Source organism: Pseudomonas sp. AC211, assembly GCF_979258055.1.
Genome location: NZ_OZ409830.1, coordinates 1685452 through 1707538, shown reverse-complemented (window position 1 = coordinate 1707538; position 22087 = coordinate 1685452). Strand labels below are relative to the sequence as shown.

At 60.6% G+C, this 22087-nt stretch carries 10 protein-coding genes and 6 pseudogenes; 3 read left to right on the top strand and 13 right to left on the bottom strand.

All coding sequences use genetic code 11. From position 1 onward, the window contains the following. The first annotated feature begins 30 nt into the window (after positions 1-30). Both ACZZZP_RS08230 and ACZZZP_RS08225 read left to right on the top strand, forming a co-directional pair. A pseudogene (locus ACZZZP_RS08230) lies at positions 31-1633 on the top strand (5-guanidino-2-oxopentanoate decarboxylase). Between the two features lie 151 nt (positions 1634-1784). Next, positions 1785-2510 carry an MBL fold metallo-hydrolase gene (locus tag ACZZZP_RS08225; RefSeq protein ID WP_463382378.1) on the top strand — a complete coding sequence of 242 codons (726 nt, stop codon included), beginning with the start codon at positions 1785-1787 and terminating at the stop codon, positions 2508-2510. A gap of 149 nt (positions 2511-2659) precedes the next feature. Here the strand turns inward: ACZZZP_RS08225 and ACZZZP_RS08220 are convergent, their stop codons facing one another. The 10 genes and pseudogenes from ACZZZP_RS08220 to ACZZZP_RS08175 all read right to left on the bottom strand — a co-directional run. Further along, positions 2660-5044, bottom strand: a complete 2385-nt coding sequence (locus tag ACZZZP_RS08220; protein ID WP_163016702.1) for an efflux RND transporter permease subunit — start codon at positions 5042-5044, stop codon at positions 2660-2662. A gap of 38 nt (positions 5045-5082) precedes the next feature. Then, positions 5083-6156, bottom strand: coding sequence for a WD40/YVTN/BNR-like repeat-containing protein (locus tag ACZZZP_RS08215; RefSeq protein WP_463536432.1), 1074 nt, complete (start codon positions 6154-6156; stop codon positions 5083-5085). A 623-nt stretch (positions 6157-6779) separates the two neighbouring features. Then, positions 6780-8150, bottom strand: a complete 1371-nt coding sequence (locus ACZZZP_RS08210; protein WP_122451251.1) for a DUF1329 domain-containing protein — start codon at positions 8148-8150, stop codon at positions 6780-6782. A 66-nt stretch (positions 8151-8216) separates the two neighbouring features. Beyond that, a complete protein-coding gene (locus tag ACZZZP_RS08205; protein ID WP_463382376.1) occupies positions 8217-10169 on the bottom strand; it encodes a DUF1302 domain-containing protein in 1953 nt (650 codons plus the stop codon). A gap of 523 nt (positions 10170-10692) precedes the next feature. After that, positions 10693-13356, bottom strand: a complete 2664-nt coding sequence (pepN, locus tag ACZZZP_RS08200) for an aminopeptidase N (RefSeq protein WP_463536431.1) — start codon at positions 13354-13356, stop codon at positions 10693-10695. Between the two features lie 17 nt (positions 13357-13373). Continuing rightward, positions 13374-14203: pseudogene (locus ACZZZP_RS08195) on the bottom strand (DUF2797 domain-containing protein). Further along, on the bottom strand, positions 14200-14460 hold the full coding sequence (locus ACZZZP_RS08190; protein WP_122451247.1) for a DUF1315 family protein: 261 nt from the start codon (positions 14458-14460) through the stop codon (positions 14200-14202). Before ACZZZP_RS08190 ends, ACZZZP_RS08195 begins: the two are co-directional and overlap by 4 nt. 27 nt (positions 14461-14487) lie before the next feature. Then, a complete protein-coding gene (locus ACZZZP_RS08185) occupies positions 14488-15354 on the bottom strand; it encodes a rhomboid family intramembrane serine protease (protein ID WP_463384674.1) in 867 nt (288 codons plus the stop codon). Positions 15355-15377: 23 nt separating this feature from the next. Continuing rightward, on the bottom strand, positions 15378-16355 hold the full coding sequence (locus tag ACZZZP_RS08180; RefSeq protein WP_463382373.1) for a metallophosphoesterase: 978 nt from the start codon (positions 16353-16355) through the stop codon (positions 15378-15380). 6 nt (positions 16356-16361) lie between these two features. Next, a pseudogene (locus tag ACZZZP_RS08175) lies at positions 16362-17245 on the bottom strand (NAD(+) kinase); the annotation flags it as partial. Positions 17246-17376: 131 nt separating this feature from the next. Here ACZZZP_RS08175 and ACZZZP_RS08170 point away from each other — a divergent pair. Further along, positions 17377-18302, top strand: a pseudogene (locus ACZZZP_RS08170) (DUF1853 family protein); the annotation flags it as partial. Between the two features lie 281 nt (positions 18303-18583). Here ACZZZP_RS08170 and ACZZZP_RS08165 read toward each other — a convergent pair. From ACZZZP_RS08165 to ACZZZP_RS08155, 3 genes and pseudogenes are all read right to left on the bottom strand, one after another. Further along, positions 18584-19694: pseudogene (locus ACZZZP_RS08165) on the bottom strand (cyclic nucleotide-binding domain-containing protein). Between the two features lie 9 nt (positions 19695-19703). Further along, complete coding sequence (locus ACZZZP_RS08160) at positions 19704-20660, bottom strand: 1-aminocyclopropane-1-carboxylate deaminase/D-cysteine desulfhydrase (protein WP_463382370.1); 957 nt, start codon at positions 20658-20660, stop codon at positions 19704-19706. Between the two features lie 3 nt (positions 20661-20663). After that, positions 20664-22031, bottom strand: a pseudogene (locus ACZZZP_RS08155) (chromosome partitioning protein ParA). Between the last annotated feature and the right edge of the window lie 56 nt (positions 22032-22087).

The window sequence follows — 22087 nt, the reverse complement described above, 5'->3', positions numbered from 1 at the left end:
GCTGCCCTCCTCGCCTCTAAGGACTGCCCGATGAGCACCTGCGGTGAATTTCTGCTGAAGCAACTGGACGCCTGGGGCGTGGACACCGTGTTCGGTATTCCCGGCGTGCACACGGTGGAGCTGTATCGCGGCTTGCCTGCCACGGCCCTGCGCCACATCACCCCGCGTCACGAGCAGGGCGCCGGCTTTATGGCCGACGGTTACGCGCGGGTCACGGGCAAACCTGGGGTGTGTTTCATCATCACCGGGCCAGGCATGACCAACATCCTCACCGCCATGGCGCAGGCCTATGGCGACTCGATTCCGATGCTGGTGATTTCCAGCGTCAACGAGCGTTCGCGCCTGGGCACTGGCAATGGCTACCTGCACGAACTGCCCGACCAGCGCGGGCTGACCGCTGGCGTCACCGCGTTCAGCCATACCGTGCTCAGCGTCGACGAATTGCCCGAGGTGCTGGCCCGCGCGTTCGCCGTGTTCGACAGCGAACGCCCGCGCCCGGTGCACATCGAGCTGCCGCTAGACATCATCACCGCGCCGGCCGCCCACCTGGCCATTCAGCCGCGCGAACGCCTCAAGCCGACCCGCGCCTTCTGCCGAGCTGATCAAACAGGCCGCCGCGAAACTGCACGGCGCGAAACGGCCGCTGCTGTTGCTCGGCGGCGGCTGCCTGGAGGCGGCCGACGTCGCGTCGCAACTGGCCACCGTTCTGGATGCGCCGACCGCCCTCACCATCAATGCCAAAGGCTTATTGCCCGCTGAGCATTTGCTGCTGATCGGCAGCAACCAGTCATTGGTGCCCGTGCGCAAATTGGCCGCCGATGCGGACGTGATTCTGGCCATCGGCACGGAGCTGGGCGAAACGGATTACGACGTGGTATTCGACGGCGGCTTTGCCTTGAACGGCGAGCTGATCCGCATCGACATCGACGCCCAGCAATTGCAGCGCAACCATGCCCCGACGCTGGCGATTCAAAGCGATGCGCGCGCGGCCATAGTCGCCCTGCTGGCCGAGCTGCCGGGTCGCACCGGCGATGCCGGCAGCCCTGGCGCTCAGCGTGCCGCCGCCGTGCGCGCGCAATTGGCTGAAGGGTTTAGCGGCTGGGCGCCCTATCGCGAGCTATTCGCCACCGTGCTCGGCGTGTTGCCGACGGCGCGCTTTGTCGGGGATTCCACGCAAACCGTGTACAGCGGCAATCATCTGGTCGATCTGAACACCCCGCGCCGCTGGTTCAACTCCTCCACCGGCTACGGCACCCTCGGCTACGCCCTGCCCGCCGCCATCGGCGCAAAACTGGCTGAACCGCAGACGCCGGTTATTTGCCTGATCGGCGATGGCGGCCTGCAATTCAGCCTGCCGGAGCTGGCCAGCGCGGTGGAGGCCAAAGTCGGCATCGTGATCTTGCTGTGGAACAACTACGGTTACGGCGAGATCAAGGGCTACATGGAACGCCGGGGTATTGAGCCGATTGGGGTGGATATTTACACGCCAGACTTTATCGCCATCGCGCGGGGGTTTGGGTGTGTGGCGGAGCGGGCGATGGATTTGGCGCATTTGGCCAGGTTGTTGGAGATGGCGCCGGGTGACCGGCCGTTGGTGATTGAGATTGTTCAGGGGCCGCCGTTCGCTCCGTAAGTCTGGATCCCGAATCGTCGGACCGCCGCGTTCGGGAGGATGACGGAGGTTTTTAACGAGACCACCGTCATCCTCGCGAACGCGGGGATCCAGAATCTTGAATGGATCGAAAGCTTCGCCCACACCGCGCGCCTCAGAAAAGAGCCCCCCCATGAAAATCGTCACCCGCGACAAATGGTTCGAAGTCCGCCACTGCTACGACGGCATCAGCCTTATCCACGAGCCCTACATCCGCCCGTTCTACCGCTGCAACCTCTGGCATATCCAGGGCCGCGATAAAGACGTGCTGCTCGACAGCGGCTCCGGCCTGGTTAGCCTGCGCGAGCAGCTGCCGTGGCTCACGGAAAAGCCGCTGCTGGCCGTGGCCAGTCATTGCCATTTCGACCATATCGCCGGCCACCACGAATTCAGCGAGCGCCTGGTGCACCCGGCCGAGGCAGACATTCTCGCGCACCCCGATGGCGCTAATACCTTGAGCACGGCATTCGTTGGCGATGACATGTTCGACGCCCACCCGGATTGCCCGCTGTGCTACGCCGAGTACCAGGTGAAAGCGGCGCCGGCGACCGGGTTTGTCGAAGACGGCGATGTGCTGGACCTGGGCAACCGCGTGTTGCAGGTGCTGCACACGCCGGGTCATTCGCCGGGCGGCATCAGCCTGTGGGAAGCCAGCACCGAAACGCTGTTCAGCGGCGACATCATCTACGACGGTCCGCTGATCGAAGACGCCTACCACTCCAACCTCGACGACTATGCCGCCAGCCTCGAACGCTTGCGGCGGCTGCCCGTGCGCACGGTGCATGGCGGGCATTTCGACAGTTTTTCCGGCGAGCGTTTGCGCGGGATGATTGATGAGTGGTTGAAGGGGCACGGCTGAGCGGGAAGATCAAAAACTCGCGGCTAAAGCCGCTCCCACAGTCGGTGCAGTCCTGTAGGAGCGGCTTTAGCCGCGATTCCAGGAAACGACGTTTCAGGCATAAAAAAACCGCAGCCCAGGCTGCGGTTTTTTTGTTGCTCACCCGGGCCTTAGTGGGCCAGCAGCGAGCCGCCTTTCTTGCCTGCCAGCTTCTCAGGCTTGATGAGGAAGCGTGCCAGCGCTGGCAACAGCCACAGCGCGCCGAACATGTTCCACAGCAGCATAAAGGTCAGCATCAGGCCCATGTCGGCCTGGAACTTGATGGCCGAGAAAATCCAGGTGCACACGCCGATGGCCAGGCACAAACCGGTGAACAGTACCGCTTTACCGGTGGATTTCAGCGTCTGGTAATAGGCTTCTTGCAGCGGCATACCGGCGCGCAGGAAGCTTTCCAGACGGCTGTAGATATAGATGCCGTAGTCGACCCCAATACCCACACCCAGCGCGATCACCGGCAACGTCGCCACCTTCACACCAATGCCCAGGAAGGTCATCAGCGCGTTACCCAACACCGAGGTGAGGATCAGCGGCAGCACGATGCACAAGGTCGCCGCGAACGAGCGGAAGGTGATCAGGCACATGGTGGCCACGCAGATGTACACCAGGATCAGAATGGTGAACTCGGTTTCCTTGATCACTTCGTTGGTCGCCGCTTCGATACCAGCGTTACCGGCAGCAAGCAGGAATTGCAGGTTCTCGTTGTCGTGTTCCTTGGCGAAGGCTTTCACCGCGTTAACCGCACGGTCGAGGGTTTCGGCTTTGTGGTCGTTGAGGAACACCAGCACCGGGGCCAGCGAGCAATCGTTGTTGAACAGGCCATCAGCGCGAGCGATGGAGTTGTTCAGCACGTCTTTGTTGCGCGACAGGGTTTCCCATTTCAGGTTGCCCTCGTTCATGCCCTTGATCATCTGCTTGGAGACGGTGACCAGGGAAATGGCCGATTGCACACCTTCGGTGTTGCTCATGGTCCACATCAGCTCATCGATGGGCTGCATGGTTTCGTGAATCGAGCAGCCTTCAGGCTTGCTCTTGACCATGACCACCAACACGTCCGAACTGGTCGAGTAGTTGTTGATGATAAAGGCGTTGTCCTGGTTGTAGCGCGAGTCCGGACGCAGCTCCGGCGCACCTTGGTCAAGGTCACCAATTTTCAGGCCGTGGCCGTACCACAAGCCGCCACCGAAGGCTGCCAGGGCGATAACCACCGAAATCGGCGCCACCACCGGGTGAGCGAAGTTGGACAGCAGGCGCCAGAACGGGTGTTCGCGCACGGCGTCTTTCTTGCTGCGCTCGATGGCCTTTTTGCTGATGCCGACATACGAGATGGCAACCGGCAGCAGGATCAGGTTGGTGAACACGATCACGCCCACACCAATGGACGCGCCAATGGCCAGTTCGCGGATCACGCCGATGTCGATAATCAGCAGCGTGATAAAGCCCACGGCGTCGGCCAGAATCGCGATGGCGCCCGGCAGGAACAGTTGGCGGAAGGTCAGGCGCGCAGCGGTCAGCGGGCTATCGGCTTCACTCGATTGCAGGGCGATACCGTTGATTTTCTGTACGCCGTGGGAAATACCGATGGCGAAAATCAGGAACGGCACGAGCATCGAGTAAGGGTCCAGACCGAACCCTACGGTGTGCATCAGGCCCAGTTGCCACACCACGGCAATCAAGGTGGTGAACAGCACGGCGATGGTGCTGCGAATGCAGCGGGTGAACCACATCAGCAAGACGAGGGTGATCAGGAACGCGATGGCAAAGAACGCCACCACCATCACCAGACCGTCGATAAGGTCACCGACTTTCTTGGCGAAACCGACGATGTGAATTTCCACATTCGGGTTTTGCGCTTCGTACTTGTCGCGAATCTTCGCTTCCAGTTCGTGGGAGAACTGGCGGTAGTCGAGTTTCAGCAGGGTGCCTTGGTCTTGCGGGTCTGGGTAGGACTCCAGCAACGGCACGTCGACAATGCTCGACTTGAAGTTGTTCGCCACCAGGCGGCCGATCTGGCCCGACTTGAGCACGTTGTTGCGCAGCTCGTCGAGGCTGTCTGGCGAGCCGTCGTAGGTTTGCGGAATCACTTCGCCGCCGGCGAAGCCTTCTTCGGTCACTTCGGTCCAGCGAACGCTCGGGCTCCACAGCGACTTCAGACCGGAACGGTCGACGCCTGGAATGTAGAACACCTCGTCGTTCACCTGACGCAGGGTTTCCATGTATTCCTTGCTGAAGATATCGCCATCTTTGGCTTCCACCGAGATACGCACGGTGTTGCCCAGGTTGGCCAGATCATTGCGGTGCTCGAGCATCTTCTGAATGAACGGATGCTGCAGCGGAATCATCTTTTCGAAGCTGGTGGACGGGCGCACTTGCAAGGCTTGGTAGCACAGGAAGACGCTGACCAGCAGACAGATGAGGATCACTGTCGGCCGGTTGTTGAAGATCAGGCGCTCCAGAAAGGAGCCCTTATCCTGATGATGGTTACTCATCGTACTCATACCTCAAAGCCACGGCTTATTGTTTTGGGCTAGCGTCTTCACCGGTGGGGCGAAGTGACATGGACGCCACCTTGACCGACCAACACCAGATCACCTTTGTCGTCAGCTGCAACGCTGGACAAGGACAAGCGATCCGGACGGTTGATCAGGCTGAAGGTCAGGCCGTTATCGGTGCTTTTCAGTACGCTGCCGCCGTGCCCGACGATGACCACAGAGCCATCTTTAAGCAGTGCGCCGCCAGACAAACCGAAGTCGAGTTTGCCGCGAGGCGACTTGACCTTGATGGGTGTCCAGGTGGTGCCGAAGTCGGTGGAGCGGAACAGGTTGCCGCGCAGGCCATAGGCCAGAAGCGTGCCGGGCTCATTGGTGCCGATCACACCAAACAGCGAACCTTCATACGGGCCCTCGAGGGTTTCCCAGGTTTCGCCGTCGTCGGCACTTCTAAACATGCTGCCCATTTCACCGACGGCAAACAGGCCCGAGCCTTTGACTTCGGTGATGGCATTGATGTGGTAACCGTCGGGGTTGTCGAGACGGTCGCCGGCATCTTCCCAGTTCTTGCCGCCGTCGGTGGTGGCGAACAACGCGCCATACGCACCAACCGCAAAACCGATGGAAGCATCTTTGAACCAGACGTCGAGGAAAGGCGCGCCCTCCTCCCGTTCCTGGTCGCTGAATTGTTGGGTCCAGGTGGTGCCACCGTCTTCGGTAGCGAGGATCAGTGCGTCGTGACCAACCGCCCAGCCGTGTTTGTCGTCACCGAACGCCACCGCTGTGAGCATCATCCGGGTTGGCACTTTGGCCTGCACCCAGGTTTTGCCTTCATCGTCGGAATACAGAATGTGGCCACGGTCACCCACAGCGACCAGGCGTTTGCCGGCGTTGTCGATGTCGAGCAACAGAGAGTCTGCAGCTTTGGCGGATGGGATTGAGTAGACGGTCGCCGAATCGTCGGTCGCCGCGTGCACACTGAGGGGTGCAACAAAACTCAGAACGGACAACACACTACACAGCGAAAGCACGTTAGCCAGCGGCGAGTGGAAGCGGAACGCTGGTGTGCGCAACTTCTTAGCCTCACCAGACTGGGTGCGCCGCATGACGGGCTCACTCATACACCTTTCCCTTTATTGTTATGGGATATCAGCCTTTTTGCAGGCCGCCTATCCTATCCAGCTTTCGAAAGGTCTGACAATCAACGTGACGTTATGTTTTGTTAAGGCAAACCCGCGTGATTGACGCGTTATAGGCACCTCTGATGCATCGGAATAGATACCCCTGATGCACAAAAGCCGCTACGACTGTAGCGGCCTTTGCCGAACACTACACAACCTGAGTTGTGTTGCCTATGGTCTTGTGGGAACGAACTCGGAACTCTGTAGGAGCGGCTTTAGCCGCGATGCTTTTTTACCTCGAGAGCATCGCGGCTAAAGCCGCTCCCACACCATCAAAAGCTCGAAACCTCGAACCCTGTGGGAGCGACTTCAGTCGCGATGCTTTTCTACATCAAGAGCATCGCGGCTAAAGCCGCTCCCCACACCATCAAAAGCTCGAAACCTCGAACCCTGTGGGAGCGACTTCAGTCGCGATGCTTTTCTGCATCAAGAGCATCGCGGCTAAAGCCGCTCCTACACCATCAAAAGCTCGAACCCTCGAACCCTGTGGGAGCGACTTCAGTCGCGATGCTTTTCTACCTCAAGAGCATCGCGGCTAAAGCCGCTCCTACAGCATCACGCTATTAACGCGTACCGCGACGACGCAGAGCAGCCGGCTTGAAGTAGCCGTCGTCTGGAATCGGCTGGCTGAAGTCGATGGTGGTCGGCTCTTCGTTGTCCAGGTTCTGTACGTGGTAGCGACGGGCTTGCAGGTCGTGGAACACGTCCAGGGCAGTCCAGGTGGTTGGCAGTTCGTAGAAGTTTTTCAGGTACGCCAACGACACGCGCCACAGTTCGCCACGGCCGTCGTATTGGTCCACTTCTGCTGCTTGCCAGCTGTCCTCGTCGAGGAACAGTACGCGCTTGGAGTAGATGTGACGGGCGCCAGCTTTCAGCGTGCCTTCAACTACCCACACACGGTGCAGCTCGTAACGGGTGTAAGCCGGGTTAAGGTGGCCCACTTTCAGCAGGTCGGCGTATTTCACGTCGGGGCTGCTGATTTTGTAGTTATTGTACGGAATGTAGATTTCTTTCTTCCCGATCAGCTTCCAGTCGTAGCGGTCTGGCGAGCCGTTGAACATGTCGGTGTCGTCTGCAGTACGCAGGCCGTCAGCGGCAGCAATCGGGGTGTCGTATGCCAGGTTCGGCGCGCGACGTACGCGACGCTGACCGGCGTTGTAGCCCCAGGCCTGACGCGGCTCTTTCACCTGATCCAGGGTCTCGTGTACCAGTACCGCGCCGCCAGCCAGGCGTGCCGGGCTCTTGGTGAAGGACAGGTAGTAGAACAGGATGTTGTTCAGGTTCGAGTAGTTACTTTTCGGGTCGTAGAAACGGAACATCGCTTCTTGCTGGGACGTCACCAGGGTGAAATCGCCATTGCGCTGCACGGCCACTTCCGAAGCGCGACGCACGATGTAAGTGCCGCGATAACGCGCAATGTGGTTCCACACCGCTTCGACGCCGTTCTGCGGAATCGGGAACGGGATGCCGCCGTAAGCGTCGGCGAAACCGTTGCCGCCATCGAGCAGTTTGGCGGTGGTAGCGTTTTTCTGCGTGTTGTCATAGACCCACTGCGGCGCGGAGCCGGAGCGACGGGTCGGGTACACCGGCAACTGGTAGTCAGTTGGGTAGGCGTTGAACAAGGCGATCTGGCCTGGGGTCAGGTTGGCCTTGTACTGGTCCATGTTGGCTTTGGTGATGGTGTACAGCGGCTTGTCGTCAGCGAACGGATCGACATGGTGTTGGCCCGGGGTTTTGTAGCCAGCCGGTGCCTTGGTGATACCGCCAGTCCAAGCCGGAATGGTACCTGCCGCGTTACCCGCTTTCTCGGCGCCGAACGGCGTCAGCGTAGTGCCGAGCTTGGCGGCTTCCGAAGACGAAACAGCGGCCAGCGCGCTACCGGCGGTAAACGCCAGTGCGATCGCTGCACTAATCAGCGTGTGCTTTTTCAGCATCTTGATTCTCCGTGGTCAATCATCGTCCGAGCGCCCGTAGGCGCCCGGCTTCTTATATAGAGGGTGTTAGAACGAGTACTTAACGTTGACGCCGATGTTGTCGCGGTCACGGCTGGCGTTGTTCTTGCCACCACCGGAGAACTCGGTGTAGGCCAGTTCGCCTTCCAGACTGTTCAGGTAGGCGGCCTTGACGCCGAGGGTGTAAGCCTGACGGCCTTCGATGAAGTTACCGGTCTGGTAGGAGTTACCTTCGAAGTCGTTTTTGTAGACGACGTACGGGGAAACGTTCACGCCAGCGTATACGTCGTTCCAGGTACCCGAGAGCACAGTGGTGAAGCCGTAGGCGTTTTTGTTGACCTGGTCGTCACGGTCAGCGCCGCTGATGTAGGAGCTGTTGCCGCGCCCGGAGTAGTACTTGGTGTTGCCTTCGAAATCGGTGTACTTCAGATCGCTACCGCGCAGGTGCTCGGAGGCCAGTTCGAACACGCCAAACAGGGAATCGAAGCCGGCCGAAGGACCGAAGTTGTAGATAGTGCCCAACGACGTGTTGTAAGCCTCTACGCGCTCGACGTTGTGGATCTCATCGCCGAGCTGAACGTTTTGGCCGCCGATGTTCACGGTCTGACGGGTTGCCAGTTCAGGCGCTTGTTGAAGCAGGTCACCCAGCAGGTCATTGGTGGTGGCAATGCCAATTGGCAGGTTGGGACGGTAAGCAATTTCACCGAACACCGACGCGTTACCTACGGTGGTGTTGAAGCTGAAGCCATACATACGAATATCTTCAGCGTACTCACGCTGTGCGTTCACTTGGTTGGCCACATCAAGGGTCGCCAAGCCGTCGGCTGCATCAGCAAACAATGCAAGAACCGCCGGACTTGCACAGGCGGGGCCCAGGCCTCGCGCCACGCAGCTCGCGCCAGCAAGAGTTGCCAAGCTGGTGATGCCGTCGTACTCGCCAAGGTTAGCGGCGATGGTCGGTTCTTTGGAGTGATAGTTTACGAAGTACGCGCCGAATTCCGTGGAGTTCAGTTCCTCCGCGATGTACTTAAAGTTAACGCCGTACTGACCATCATTTTTAGCGTTGATATCCGAGCCAATGCGGGCGACCTGGATGTTGCCATTGCTGTCAATCGTCCGACCGCCGTTCAAGCCACCAGTGCCAAGCGCGCCCAACCCGGTGTAGAGAGCGGAAAGCTGCTGCAGTCTCGGTTGAGTCGAGTAAGCAGTGTTACCACCGTCAGCAAACAAGTCAGTCTCGGAGAAGTAAGTACCAACCGGGTCAATCGCCGACTCTTTCCAGTTGAACTGGTAGAAGGTTTCCATCGACAGGTTATCGGTCAGACCAACGTTGAAGCTCAGCGCTTCAACCGGGACCAACACTTCCTTCAGTTCGGAACCTGGCAGGCGGAATTTGGCGGCGTCTACCGGGTTGGTGGTGTTCACGCCACCACGGTAGAACAGGCCTTCGCCCCAGTTGAATACTTGGTTGCCCAGGCGAGCGGTAACAGGCAGATCCGCCACGTCCCAGTTGCCGTAAACGTAGGCATCAAGAAGCTGAGCATCACGACCAGCCTTGTGGCGAGTTTCGTAGGTGAAACTCGAGCTGTTCGGAGAAGTCTGGCTCGGCTGATTCGGATTGTTGTTGTCGTTGTAGTCGTTGCGCTTGTCCATGATCTGGGTGTCATAGAAAGCGGTACCACGCACGAACACACCGTAGTTCTTGTAGGTCGCTTCCAGGTCGGAAGTGATCTTGTACACCTCGGAAACCAGACCGGTATCGAAGTTACGGTTGCCATCGTTGGTGTTGATGTCGTCGTTGCCTTTGTCACGACCCTGTACGCGCCACAACTGGCCGTACGACACGGTGGTGTCGATGGAACCGCTGACTTCATTGTCGGCAAAGCTGAATTCCACGGCCTGGGCTTGAACAGCCACCAGCAACGGCAGAAGACCGGCGAAGGCAAAGCCTGCCTTGGACGGCGCGAAACGCAACATAGGACTACGGGACTTGAATTCCATCGAGACTTTACTCCGTGGACAGATCGTTATTCTTATCGGCCCGCGCTTAGTAGCAAGCGGGCTCATGTACGCCGCTGTTTAGAGGCGGTCTTTTTAGTTGATTGGAAGATTCCCCTCCAACGCGTCTAGCACGCACCCCCGAGCATTGTCTGCACCATTGCGGGGCCAATTACAGTCGAGCAATGCAACCATGGTGCCAAACAAGCGTTTTAATTCAATTTAATGACGCCAACGTTTTATGGTTTGCCAGACAAGACGTGACTGATCATTCATTAACCAACGCACCCACTATTCAGGAAACTATTGCGCGGTTTGTCCTACGATGTGGCGCGGATAGCCACTCGCCGCCGTTCCAGCTCAAATTCCTGGCCGCACAATCAGAAAAGAGTCAAGGGCGAAGCCCCAACCTATTAAGGGTTTTCTAATAAGCAGCGGGGGCGTTATTTCGGTAAGTAACAGAAAAGTGTTACCGGCATTTCGCCAGTAACACTTTCTGTTCTTCGGGGAAGGGATGAATCAAATCTTAAGCAAGGCTCTTGCTGACCACTTCATAGACGTCGGAAGACAGCTCGCCAGAGGCGAGAATCCGCTCTAGCTCGGCCTTCATAAGCGCCTGACGGCCGGCATCGTATTTGCGCCAGCGGGTCAGCGGCGCCAATTGCCGCGAAGCGATCTGCGGATTGAAGCCGTTGAGGGTGATGATCAGGTCCGCGAGGAAGCGGTAGCCCGAGCCATCGGCGCTGTGGAAGTTGACCAGGTTTTGCCCGGCGAAAGCACCGATCAGCGCACGCACCTTGTTGGGGTTTTTCAGGGTAAAGGCCGGGTGTTCCATCAGCGCTTTAACCCGCGCCAAACCGCCAGGCAGAGCGCTCGCCGCTTGCACGCTGAACCACTGATCCATCACCAACGGGTTGTCTTTGAAGTGTTCGGCAAACGCCGCCAACGCCTTGGCTTTCTCGGCCTCGAACGGCGAATTGACCAACACGGCCAGCGCGGTGAGGCGCTCGGTCATGTTGTCGCACGCGTCGTACTGCTCCAGGCACGCGGTGAGCACTTGCGGTTTGCCACTCAGCATTAAGTATGAGAGCGCGATGTTTTGCAGGCTGCGGCGGGCGAAATGCTCGGCTTGCGCCACGTACTCACTGTTACGCGAGACCTCGCGGTTCTGCTGATAACGCTGCCACAGCGGCTCGAACAACGCCTCGGCCAGTTGCTGACGGGCGAATTCACGGGCGCTGTGAATGGCGTCGACGTCTGCCACTTCGCTGATTTCAGTGAGGTACGCCTCGCTTGGCAGCGAAAGCATTTCGGCGACCACGGCCTGATCGAGGCTGGCATCGCTGAGCACGGTGCCCAGCGCAGTGATCAGACGCTGATCCAGCACCAGCGCTTCGCCGCGTTGATGCTGGCCGATCAGCTCTTGCAGCACTTGCACCGACAGTTGCTGGCCGGCTTCCCAACGGTTGAAGCCGTCGGCGTCGTGTTGCATGAGGAACATCAGTTGGTCGCGGTTGTACGGGAAGCTCAGCTTCACCGGCGCCGACAGGCCGCGCAGCAACGAGGGCAACGGCTGCTCGGCCACGTCCACAAACGTGAAGCTCTGCTCGGCTTCAGTCACCGCAATAACCGTGGACTCGCCACGCGCCTCGCTTTCACCTTGCAGCTTCAAGGTTAGCGCCTGGCCCTGGGTGCCGAGCAAGCCCAGTTCGACCGGAATCACGAACGGCAGCTTCTCGGTTTGCCCTGGGGTTGGCGGGCAGCTTTGGCGGAAGGTCAGTGTGTAGGTTTTCGCGTTGGCGTCATACGCCTCGCTCACCTGCAAACGCGGCGTGCCGGCTTGGCTGTACCAGCGTTTGAACTGGGTGAAGTCGGCGCCGTTGGCGTCTTCCATGGCCTTGATAAAGTCGTCGCAGGTCACCGCCTGACCATCGTGGCGCTCGAAGTACAGGTCGCTGCCTTTGCGGAAACCGTCGTTCCCCAGCAGGGTGTGGAGCATGCGCACCACTTCCGAGCCCTTTTCGTACACGGTCAGGGTGTAGAAGTTGGAAATCTCGATAAAGCTGTCCGGGCGCACGGCGTGGGCCATCGGGCCGGCGTCTTCGGCAAACTGGTGGGTGCGCAGGTAGGCGACGTCTTCAATGCGTTTGACCGTGCGCGAGTTCATGTCGGCCGAGAACTCGGCGTCGCGGTACACGGTGAAGCCTTCTTTGAGCGACAGCTGGAACCAGTCGCGGCACGTGACGCGGTTGCCGGACCAGTTGTGGAAGTACTCGTGCGCCACCACGCCTTCAACGCGCTGGTGCGCAGCGTCGGTGGCGGTGTCGGCTTTGGCCAGTACGCAGCTGGAGTTGAAGACGTTCAGGCCCTTGTTTTCCATGGCGCCCATGTTGAAGTCGTTGACGGCGACGATCATGAAAATATCCAGATCGTATTCGCGGCCGTAGACCTCTTCATCCCAGCGCATGGATTTTTCCAGGCTGTCCATCGCGTGCTGGCATTTGTCGATGTTTTCCGGCTCGACATAAATGCGCAGCGCCACTTCGCGGTTGCTCATGGTGGTGAAGGTGTCTTCGATGCACCACAAGTCGCCGGCCACCAGGGCGAACAGATAGGCGGGCTTCATAAACGGGTCTTCCCACGTCGCCCAATGGCGGCCGCCCTCGCCCTCCTCCGGGCCGCTGGCAATCGGGTTGCCGTTGGAAAGCAGCACAGGGTATTTGTGCTGTTCGGCGCTGAGGGTCGTGGTGAATTTGCTCATCACGTCCGGGCGGTCGAGGTAGTAGGTGATTTTGCGGAAGCCTTCGGCCTCGCACTGGGTGCAGAACATGCCGCTGGATTTGTACAAACCTTCCAGCGCGGTATTGGTTTCCGGGTGGATGCGCACACTGCTGTCGATGACGAAGCGCTCGCCGGCCGGTTGCAGCGTTAGGTGGCTGTCGCTGAGCTGGTAGTCGCCTGGCTCCAGGGTTTTGCCGTCGAGGCTGAGGGACAACAGCTCCAGCTCCTGACCATCCAGCACCAGCTGCGGCAGGCCTTCGCCGCGCACCGGGTTGCGGCGCATCACCAGCTGCGCGTGAACCAGAGTGTGGTCCTCGAACAACTCGAAAGTCAGATGGGTTTCGTCGATCAGGTAATCCGGCGCCTGATAGTCCTTCAGGTAAATCATCTTCGGTTGTTCGGTGCGCATGGCAGTTGCCCTTACGTTCAGGAATGCACGGCCAGTTGGTAGGCCGTGTATTTGCGGATATTGATAACGCCGGTATCGAACATCAGGTATTGGCCCTTGATGCCCAGCAGCGTGCCTTCGGCGACAGGGTCTTTATCCAGATTAAAGCTGGTTATTTTTTGCCGGGTAGGCCTCGATCGGATACGTGATCTCGATGGGCTCCACATCCGTCAGCGCCTGAATGGCCTGCAAGCCAAAGCGCTGTTGCAAGCCCAACATCCCCTCGGCGCAGGCCGCAAAGATTTGCTCGCGCACGGCTTTGAGTTCGACCGGCTCGGCGTGGCTTTTGAGCAGCGCGCGCCAGTTGGTTTTGTCGGCCACCTGAGTGCGCAGCAAGTCTTCCACAAAGCCCGATTGCTGGCGGGTGCTGACGCGCATGATCGGCAGCGCCTGGCTGGCGCCCTGGTCGAGCCAGCGGGTGGGCACTTGCGTGGCGCGGGTAATACCGACTTTCACGCCCGACGAATTGGCCAGGTACACGATGTGATCGGTCATGCAGAACTGCGCCGCCCATTCCGGCTCGCGGCAGGTGCCGGCCTCATGGTGGCAACGCTCGGGGCTCATCATGCAGGTGTCGCACTGCGCCAGCTTGGTCATGCACGGGTAGCAATACCCCTGACTGAAACTGGTTTTGGTTTTGCGCCCGCAGTGGCTGCAGTGAATCGCACCCAAATACTCCAACCGCACGGTCTTGCCGATCAGCGGGTTGACCGGAATTTCGTCGTCACCCAACCGAAACGCGTACTGCAACCGGCGCGCCCAGGCGGGCGGCCATTTTGCTCAAGGCACCGCGACCCAATTCACTCAATGGATAGCGTCCGACTTAAACAGAATGTTCGGCACGGTTTTCGATTTCGAGCTGCATTCCTGCACGGCCATGTAACCGGTGCGCTGGTCTTCCGGCAGGTTTTGCAGTTCCCAGGCGATGACGGCCTGCATGCTCAGTTCTTTCTGTTCCTGGGTCAGCTTGCGCCCGTCCGACCACTTACCAATTTCCACGGCCAGCTTCAGGCTTTCGTAGATATCAGGGGTGATGTTTTCAATCATTTCAGCAAAGGACGACATATTCGCCTCCAAAAACAAAGTCGCAGTTTAACGACGACGGCGCGCCAGTGCACCGCCCAACAGACCGGTGAGGCAGCCCATAACCAGACCACCGACATGAGCGCCGTTGGCGATGGCGCCAATGCCGGCCAGCTCGGTGATGCCGCTCATGCAGATGACCAGCCAGATCAGCATCATCGCCACCACGCCTTTGGGTAAGTGGTAAGCACGATTTGGGGCCAGCAATTGGTAAATCCAACAGTGGCCGAGCAGGCCGTAGAGCACGCCCGACAGGCCGCCGAATAGTGACGGGCCGGTCCACCAGAATTGCGCTGCGTTTGAGAACAGACCGAACAAAACGATTAAAGCCAGGAAAAGCCACTTGCCCTGCTGCGACTCTATGCGCCGCCCCAGTTCCCAAATCCACATCCCATTCATGGCCAGATGCAAAATGCTGAAGTGAACAAAAATCGGAGTTAACAGCCGCCATATTTGACGGATGTCGACAATTGGCGTGTCCGCGCTGATATATCGGGAGTCGCCAAGCACGTAGTAATCCTGAAAAGTCAGCCAGTGCATCGTTGCGTCATACGTGCCAAGTAACGTGACGGCTGCAATGACAAGCGTCACCACCATCAACGACGCAGTCATCGGGCTGGCGCCGAGTTGCGCCATGAACCCCGCCCGCGCCGGCTGCACCTGCTCCGGCACCTGCAAACGCTGCTCAGGATCGCCGTCGGGATACTGCTGATACAAACCGCGCACATCCGCCGCCAACTGCTCGCCCGGCACCCACAGCACCTGCTCGCCCGACTCTTCGCTCACCCGGTGCGGCACCTGCAAGCGCTGCAACAGCTGAACGAAACCGGCCAGATTGACGCTCACGGGCAGGCGCAACACTTCAACCGGGTTCATGGCGTTACCTGCTCGATGCCGTGTCACTCAACGGGAACCTCCGGGCGCTCAACGTCTACCCAGGCGAATTTGTTCGGATCGATGCGGGCTTCCTGGTCCATGCGATACGCCACCAGCTTGCCGTACAGCACGGCGCTGTAATCGAGGCAGGCCAGGTTCGGCCGAATCGGCGCTGGCCGGCCTTTGCGCCAGTAGTGGCCGACGAACAGCGGCGGCTCTTTCGGGCCGTAGCGCAGCAACTGGGTTTTTTCTTGCGGGGTCAGCGGCGTGCGCGCCACGTCTTCGGGCAAAGCGTCGGGCTGGAAGACGATATCGCCGTAGGTTTGCGGGTCTTCTTCCCAGAATTTGGTGCGGAAGAACGCGCGGGTATAGCCGTCACCGCTGGTCAGCGTCAGGCCATCGGGCAGGCGCATATCGGTGCCACGCAGCAAGCGGCTAAACACTTTGTTGGCAAAACTGCCGGGCACCGCCGAGGCCTGGATAAAGGCTTCATCGACACGGCCGTCAGGGTGTTGCGTGCGCAGCGAGTCGATCAGGCCGGCGTCCCAGCAGGCGTGCACCACGCGAAAATGCCCGGCGTCGATAAACAGCGGCAGCTCGTAAAACCAGCGCTGGAATTCGCGCCACTCGTTGGGATAGGCATCGAATTGCGCCAGGCTTTGGGTAATCAGGCGGGCATTGCGCGGCGTGTGCTCGCGGACGAACTGGCGGCCGCTGCCGGGCGGCGCCGGGGTGCTCCAGCCGAGGGCGTCGAATTCGTGGTTGCCCATGATGCACAGCGCCTGCCCGGCTTCGACCATGTCGTGCACCATGTGCAACGCCTCGCGAATACGCGGGCCACGGTCGACGATATCGCCGAGGAAAATCGCCATACGCCGCGGATGACGCCACACGCCGCCCTGGCGTTGATAACCGAGGCCGTCGAGCAGGCGCGCCAAGGTGTGCGCGCAACCATGCACGTCACCAATCAAGTCATACCCGCGCGCCGGATCAAGTTCCATCCAGTCGTTACCGCCCCCGAGGCGACTGCCCCAACCCAACTTGGTCCGGCAAACTTCGTAATAGTTGTGGTCCAGCGGATGAATCAGGCGCAGTTTCTGCGGCTTCTTGCTGACAATCAGCGTGTCGCCTGGGGCGCAGGTGAAATGGTTCTGGCCGTCGCACGACACCTGCGGATAAATCTGCATGTCTTTGGAGGCGACGATTTTCAGCTCGCTGTTGCCGTCCACCACAATCGGGCGGCTCGACAAGGTGTGCGGGTACATCGGCACCACCACAATGGCGTCGAGCTTGGGATGCATGATCGGGCCGCCGGCCGACAAGGCGTAAGCGGTGGAGCCGGTGGGCGTGGCGACGATCAGGCCGTCGGCCTTCTGGCTGCACACGAATTGGCCATCAATGTGCAGCTCGAACTCGATCATGCGCGTCGACTTGCCGGGGTGCAGCACCACATCGTTCAGCGCATCGCCCTGACCGATCACTTCGGCGTGACGGCGCACTTCGGCTTGCAACAGGAAGCGGTTTTCCACCAGATACTGGCCGTCGAGCACTTCGGCCACTTTGCTTTCCAGCTCGTCGGGGCGAATGTCGGTGAGAAACCCGAGGCTGCCCCGGTTGATGCCCAGCACCGGCACATTGAACTGCGCCAGGGCGCGAGCGGCGCCGAGCATGCTGCCGTCGCCGCCGACCACAATCACCAGATCGCAGGCTTCGCCCAGGCTTTCGCGCGATGAGGTTTGCAGGCCATGGCCAGGCAACACCTCGGCGATGGTGTCCTCGAGGATCACGTGCAACTGGCGCTCGATAAGCGAGTTGCTCCAGGCGGCGGATGGTGTCCAGCACCTGCGAACTGCCGGCGGCCAACGATGCCGATATTGCGAAATTGCTCCATGAGGCTCCTGGCAGACGCTGGCAGAAAATTTGAAAGACATCCTCTATCCACAGAGGCGAGCACGATTATGGGCGAAACCCGCGGGCCAAACCAAGGCGCACTTCACCCCAGCGACCCGCTATGCTCGCACCATGACGCTTTTCCCACCTCACCGCCCTGCCCCAGCACCTGCACCAGCCCGCCGTGCGCGACCTGGCCTGGGTGGTTGCTGTCGCCGCCACTCATGGATCCGACGCATTGCCGGCAACGTCATCCATTAACCGCCAGCACGTGGGCCGCCGTGCCTGAGCAACTGGCCGACTGGCTGCAACAACTCGACCGCGACCCTGCTGCGCTCAGCACCTGGCTGGCGCAACACAGCATCCGGCGTTTGGGTTTGTATTACGAACGCCTCTGGCAATTCGCCCTGATGGCCGCGCCTGGCGTGGAACTGCTGGCCGCCAACCTGGCGATTCGCGAGGGCGGGCATACGCCCGGGTGAGCTGGATTTGCTGCTGCAAGACGATGACGGCGTGCACCACCAGGAACTGGCCATCAAGCTCTACCTCGGCCCGCAACACGGCGATGGCCGCAACGCCCACGAATGGCTCGGCCCTGGCAGCCAGGACCGCCTGGCGCGCAAGCTCAGCCATTTGCTGGACCACCAACTGCCGCTGTCTGCCACGCCACAAGCGCAGGCGGCGCTGGCCGAACTTGGCATTGCCAACGTGCAGCCGCAACTATGGCTGGCGGGTTATCTGTTCTACCCCTGGCCCGGCCACAGCCAGCCGCCCGCTGGCGCGCTGCGCGAGCATTTGCGTGGACGTTGGCTGCATCGCAAAGACTGGGCCGGTTTTGCTGCCGAGCAGGAAGGCGCCGGGCTGTGGCAGCCGATTCCCGGCAAACTTGGCTGGCACCGGCGCGGGAACAGGCTGGGACGGTGTGGACGGCTGAGCGGTTTGGGCAGTGGTTGGGGGAGCTGGAGGTGGATGCGCAGGCGCAGTTGTTGGTGCGGTTTGAGCGGGATGGGAGTGGGGACTGGCGGGAGGCGGAGCGGGTGTTTTTGGTGGGGGGGATGGGTGGCCGCAGTGGGGTGGGTGAAGGGGCTTGGTTCTCGTCGTTCGCCGAGGCATCTCCGCTCGACTCAATATTCTGGATTCCCGCCTGCGCGGGAATGACGGATGTCTCTAATCAACTCACCGTCATCCTCGCGAACGCGGGGATCCAGAATCTCGGATGTGTCGGCGTTATGTGTAGAGAGCACCGTCATTCCCGCGAAGGCGGCGGTCCGACGATTCGGAATCCAGGCTCGTTCAGGCAACCTCGCTTCCCGACCGCATCTCGAACCCAAGAACAACCCTACCGACTCCGCTCCGTCCTCCCCCCCGACCGCGCCAAATACCCCGAGCCGCTCTCACACAGCAACCCGTCACGCAACACCGCCGGCAACGCATTCAACCCGTCACGCAACGCATAAGCGTTAAACCCCAGCTGCGAGAGCAAAAACACCGCACTGGTGCTGCGCGTACCGCTGTCGCAGTAGCACAGGTAGGTGCGGGTTTTATCCAGCAGCCGCGCTTTCAAGCGCAGCAGTTGCAGCGGCATGTTCAGCGTTTCCAGGGCGTGGCCGCGTTCGTATTCTTCTTGCAGACGCACGTCCAGCCACTGCGCGCCGGCCGATAGCAGCCGCGCCGCTTCGCCGAACGACACACTCGTCGACAATCGGCGCTTTGAGCAGGGAGAAAAAAATCCTGGCGGTCCAGGCGCAGCACCACGCCGTCTTCGAGCATGGTCACGGTGGCGTTGCGCGGCTGGTCGGCGAGCAAGGCTTCTTCCCAAAGCAGGCGCCCTCTTCCAGTTCGGCCAGTACCTGCTTTTCACTCCCGGCGCTGCGCATCACTTCCGCGCGGCCGCTGTTGAGGAAAAAGCAGCAGTCACCGGTTTCGCCTTCGCTAAGCACGGTGCTGCCCGCTTTCAGTTCCAGGCGCTGCAAGCGGTCGAGCATGGCGCGCACGTTCGGCGGCGGCACTTTGGCGAACAGCGGGTTTTGCAGCAGGCGCTCCAGCCATTCGACATCGCCGCCGCGTTGGCCCAACTCCAGCAGCAAATCCTGATACGCCAGGCGCCAGGTCAGCAGGCGCGTGAGGGTCGCGCTGTCGAGCACCAGAATGCTGATGTCGGTGAGCGCCCGCGCTTCGTGCAGGCGCGGCAGGTTGGGTGAGACCGGATGACAACTGGCTTCGCTGCCAGCCTGCAAGCGCTGCTTGCGACCGTCGGCGTCGGTCAATACCAATTCGCCGGCCAGCAGGAAATACGTAACCCGCGCCTGGTCGCCCGCCCTGAACAACAGCTGCCCGGCCAGCATCGGCTGCGGCACCAGTTGGCTGCGCAATTCGCGCCACTGCTGTTCCGACAGCACATTGAGCGGCGTCAGGCTGCGCAGTTGCTCAAGGTTCAGGGGTTCACTCATGGAAGGCGGCTACTCATGAAAGGGCTGGTGCGACGGGCGGGCAATGTTCACTTGCGTGGCGCGGCGGCCCTGCAAACCGCCGGTGTGGACGAACAGCAGGCGAGTGCCGCGCGCCACGTTACCGGCCGCCACGTGCAGGCGCAACGCCATTAGGGCCTTGCCGGTGTAAATCGCTTCCAACGGCAATTCGCCCTCGCGCTCAGTCTGGCTGATGAATGCCGTTAGCGCTTCATCGACCTTAGCAAAGCCTGCTCGGCTCGCTTGCAGCACGTCGTACCCGTCACCTGTGTAACCAGCCTGCTCGAAGATGAGCCGAAGGTTCGCTTCCACACCGTGCCCCGCCGGCACCGCCGACGCCCCGTACACGCGCCGCTGGCCTTGCTCGGCCAGCACCAGCCCAGCCAGGGTGGTGCCAGTACCGACGGCCAGCCACCAGGCGTCGAAGTCATCCCAGCCGATATTCGCCAGCTGTGCCTGCACCATCTCGCGCAGGCCCATGCAACCCAACGCGCCGGGCAAACCGCCACCGCCTTCGGGTATCGGGTAGAAGCCGGGGTATTGAGCCAGCCACGGTTGCCAGAAGTCGGGCTGATGCCGCTGCCGATAACCGCCGTAGCCAAGCCAATGCACCGTCATGCCCCAGGCGTGCAGGTCGCGCACGGTCGGGGTGTCGAGCGCATCGCCGCGCAGCAGACCGACCGTGGCGAAACCAAAGCGCTGGCCGGCAGCGGCTAGGGCATGCAAGTGATTGGAATGGGCGCCGCCCAGGCTGATGACCCCGCGTGCGCCAGCCGCCGCAGCGGCGTCGAGATGGTGGCGCAACTTGAACCATTTGTTGCCGCTGATCAGCGGGTCGATTTCATCCAGTCGCAGCACCGCCACGTCGACGCCGGCTTCTTGCAGCCACGGCGTGGCCAGGCGCTGGAGCGGCGCCTGGGGTGACCAATCGGAAACGTCGAGGGACAAGGGTTAGCTGACAGTCCGCAGGCGGGCGCCGGCTTTGTGGCGGGCGCAGCAGTTGGAGTCGCCGATAACAAAGCGGCTCGGCGTGTCGATGCGGTCCAGGGGAATGCCGCACCGATCACCGTTCGGCAAGCTAGCGTCGCAGCTGGGTTTTTCGTAATGGGCCAGCCACTGGCGGTATTGTGGCTCGGCAACAAAGCACTTGGCCGCCGCGTAGGCCAGTGGGGTTGTCTTGGTAGCGGGCGATGTCTTGCAGCGGAATGGTCAGGTGACCGGCGCCCGGGTGGTACACCACGAACACCACGCCGAGTTTCGACAGGCGCTCCAAAATCTGCTCGCCGCCCTGGCTGGCAAAGGCGTCGCGCTCTTTCTTCAGGCGCTCGACTTCTTCTTCGAGCTGGGTATCCAGTTCGTTGCGGTAGGCCAGCTCGACATCGCGAATGGCGATCTGCTCTTTGTACTCGACCACAGCGAGGAAATTCGCGCCTGCAGTTCGCTGTCGAATTGGGCGCGCAGAATGTCCGCCTCGGCACGCCCGTGACGCTCGATGGCGCGCAGTTGCTCGGTCATTTCCTCGCGGTTTTTCTGAAAGGTGTCGGCCTGGGCAGCCAGTGCGATTTCCAGGCTGACGTTCAATTCTTCTTGCTGGCGCAGCGCCTGATGCAGGCTCTGAATCTGCCCGAGCATGGTTTGCGTGTCTTGCGCGGCGGCGAGCTTTAGCTTGGCCAGCTCTTCTTCGTACTGCTGGGTTTGGCTGCTGATGCGCAGGCGCTGCTGCTTGATGAGCTGGGCGGTTTTGAGCCGGTGTTCCTGCTCGATTTTCTCCGCCACCTGGTCGGCCGCTTCCTTGGCCGGATCCGGCGCGTGCCACTGATCTTCCGGCGCCAGTTGCAACCGTTCCGGGGCAACGCTCTGGCCGGAATCGTCTTCCACCAACAAGCCGAGCTGATTACGTCGCACGGTATCGCGCAGCAACACCAGATCGTTCTGACCGGGCACCAAGCTGGGATCCCACAAATGCATTTGGTGCCACGACACCGGGCACTGGCTCCGGCAGGCCAAACGAATGGGGCCGGCGCCCAGGTCCGGGCCACGGCCAGAGCGTTCGGCCAGGTGACGCAGGGGAATGTTCCAGCCGCTGTCGGGCGAGCCGCGTTCGTCGAAGTCGAGGAAGAAAAACACCGCCGCGCGCACCAGCAAGCGCGGGTTGATCAGCACGTACGCCACGCGCATTTGCTGGTCTCTGAACTCGGGCATGTTGACCACGCCGTCGAGCAGGGCCTCGAATTCGGGGTACAGCATTTCTTTGCAGATGCCGCGCTCACTGAAGAACATCACGGCTTCAACCATTTGCGGCTTGATCTGCATGCTCATCAACGAACCCCCTAACCCAGATACATGGCGACTTTCGCGCTTATGAATACGCTCAA

What these genes read in the sequence shown, in the direction of transcription:
- ACZZZP_RS08225 (WP_463382378.1), top strand. Translation starts at nt 1,785, where the DNA reads ATGAAAATCGTCACCCGCGACAAATGGTTCGAAGTCCGCCACTGCTAC.
- ACZZZP_RS08220 (WP_163016702.1), bottom strand. Translation starts at nt 5,044, where the DNA reads ATGAGTACGATGAGTAACCATCATCAGGATAAGGGCTCCTTTCTGGAG.
- ACZZZP_RS08215 (WP_463536432.1), bottom strand. Translation starts at nt 6,156, where the DNA reads ATGAGTGAGCCCGTCATGCGGCGCACCCAGTCTGGTGAGGCTAAGAAG.
- ACZZZP_RS08210 (WP_122451251.1), bottom strand. Translation starts at nt 8,150, where the DNA reads ATGCTGAAAAAGCACACGCTGATTAGTGCAGCGATCGCACTGGCGTTT.
- ACZZZP_RS08205 (WP_463382376.1), bottom strand. Translation starts at nt 10,169, where the DNA reads ATGGAATTCAAGTCCCGTAGTCCTATGTTGCGTTTCGCGCCGTCCAAG.
- pepN (WP_463536431.1), bottom strand. Translation starts at nt 13,356, where the DNA reads ATGCGCACCGAACAACCGAAGATGATTTACCTGAAGGACTATCAGGCG.
- ACZZZP_RS08190 (WP_122451247.1), bottom strand. Translation starts at nt 14,460, where the DNA reads ATGTCGTCCTTTGCTGAAATGATTGAAAACATCACCCCTGATATCTAC.
- ACZZZP_RS08185 (WP_463384674.1), bottom strand. Translation starts at nt 15,354, where the DNA reads ATGAACCCGGTTGAAGTGTTGCGCCTGCCCGTGAGCGTCAATCTGGCC.
- ACZZZP_RS08180 (WP_463382373.1), bottom strand. Translation starts at nt 16,355, where the DNA reads ATGGAACTTGATCCGGCGCGCGGGTATGACTTGATTGGTGACGTGCAT.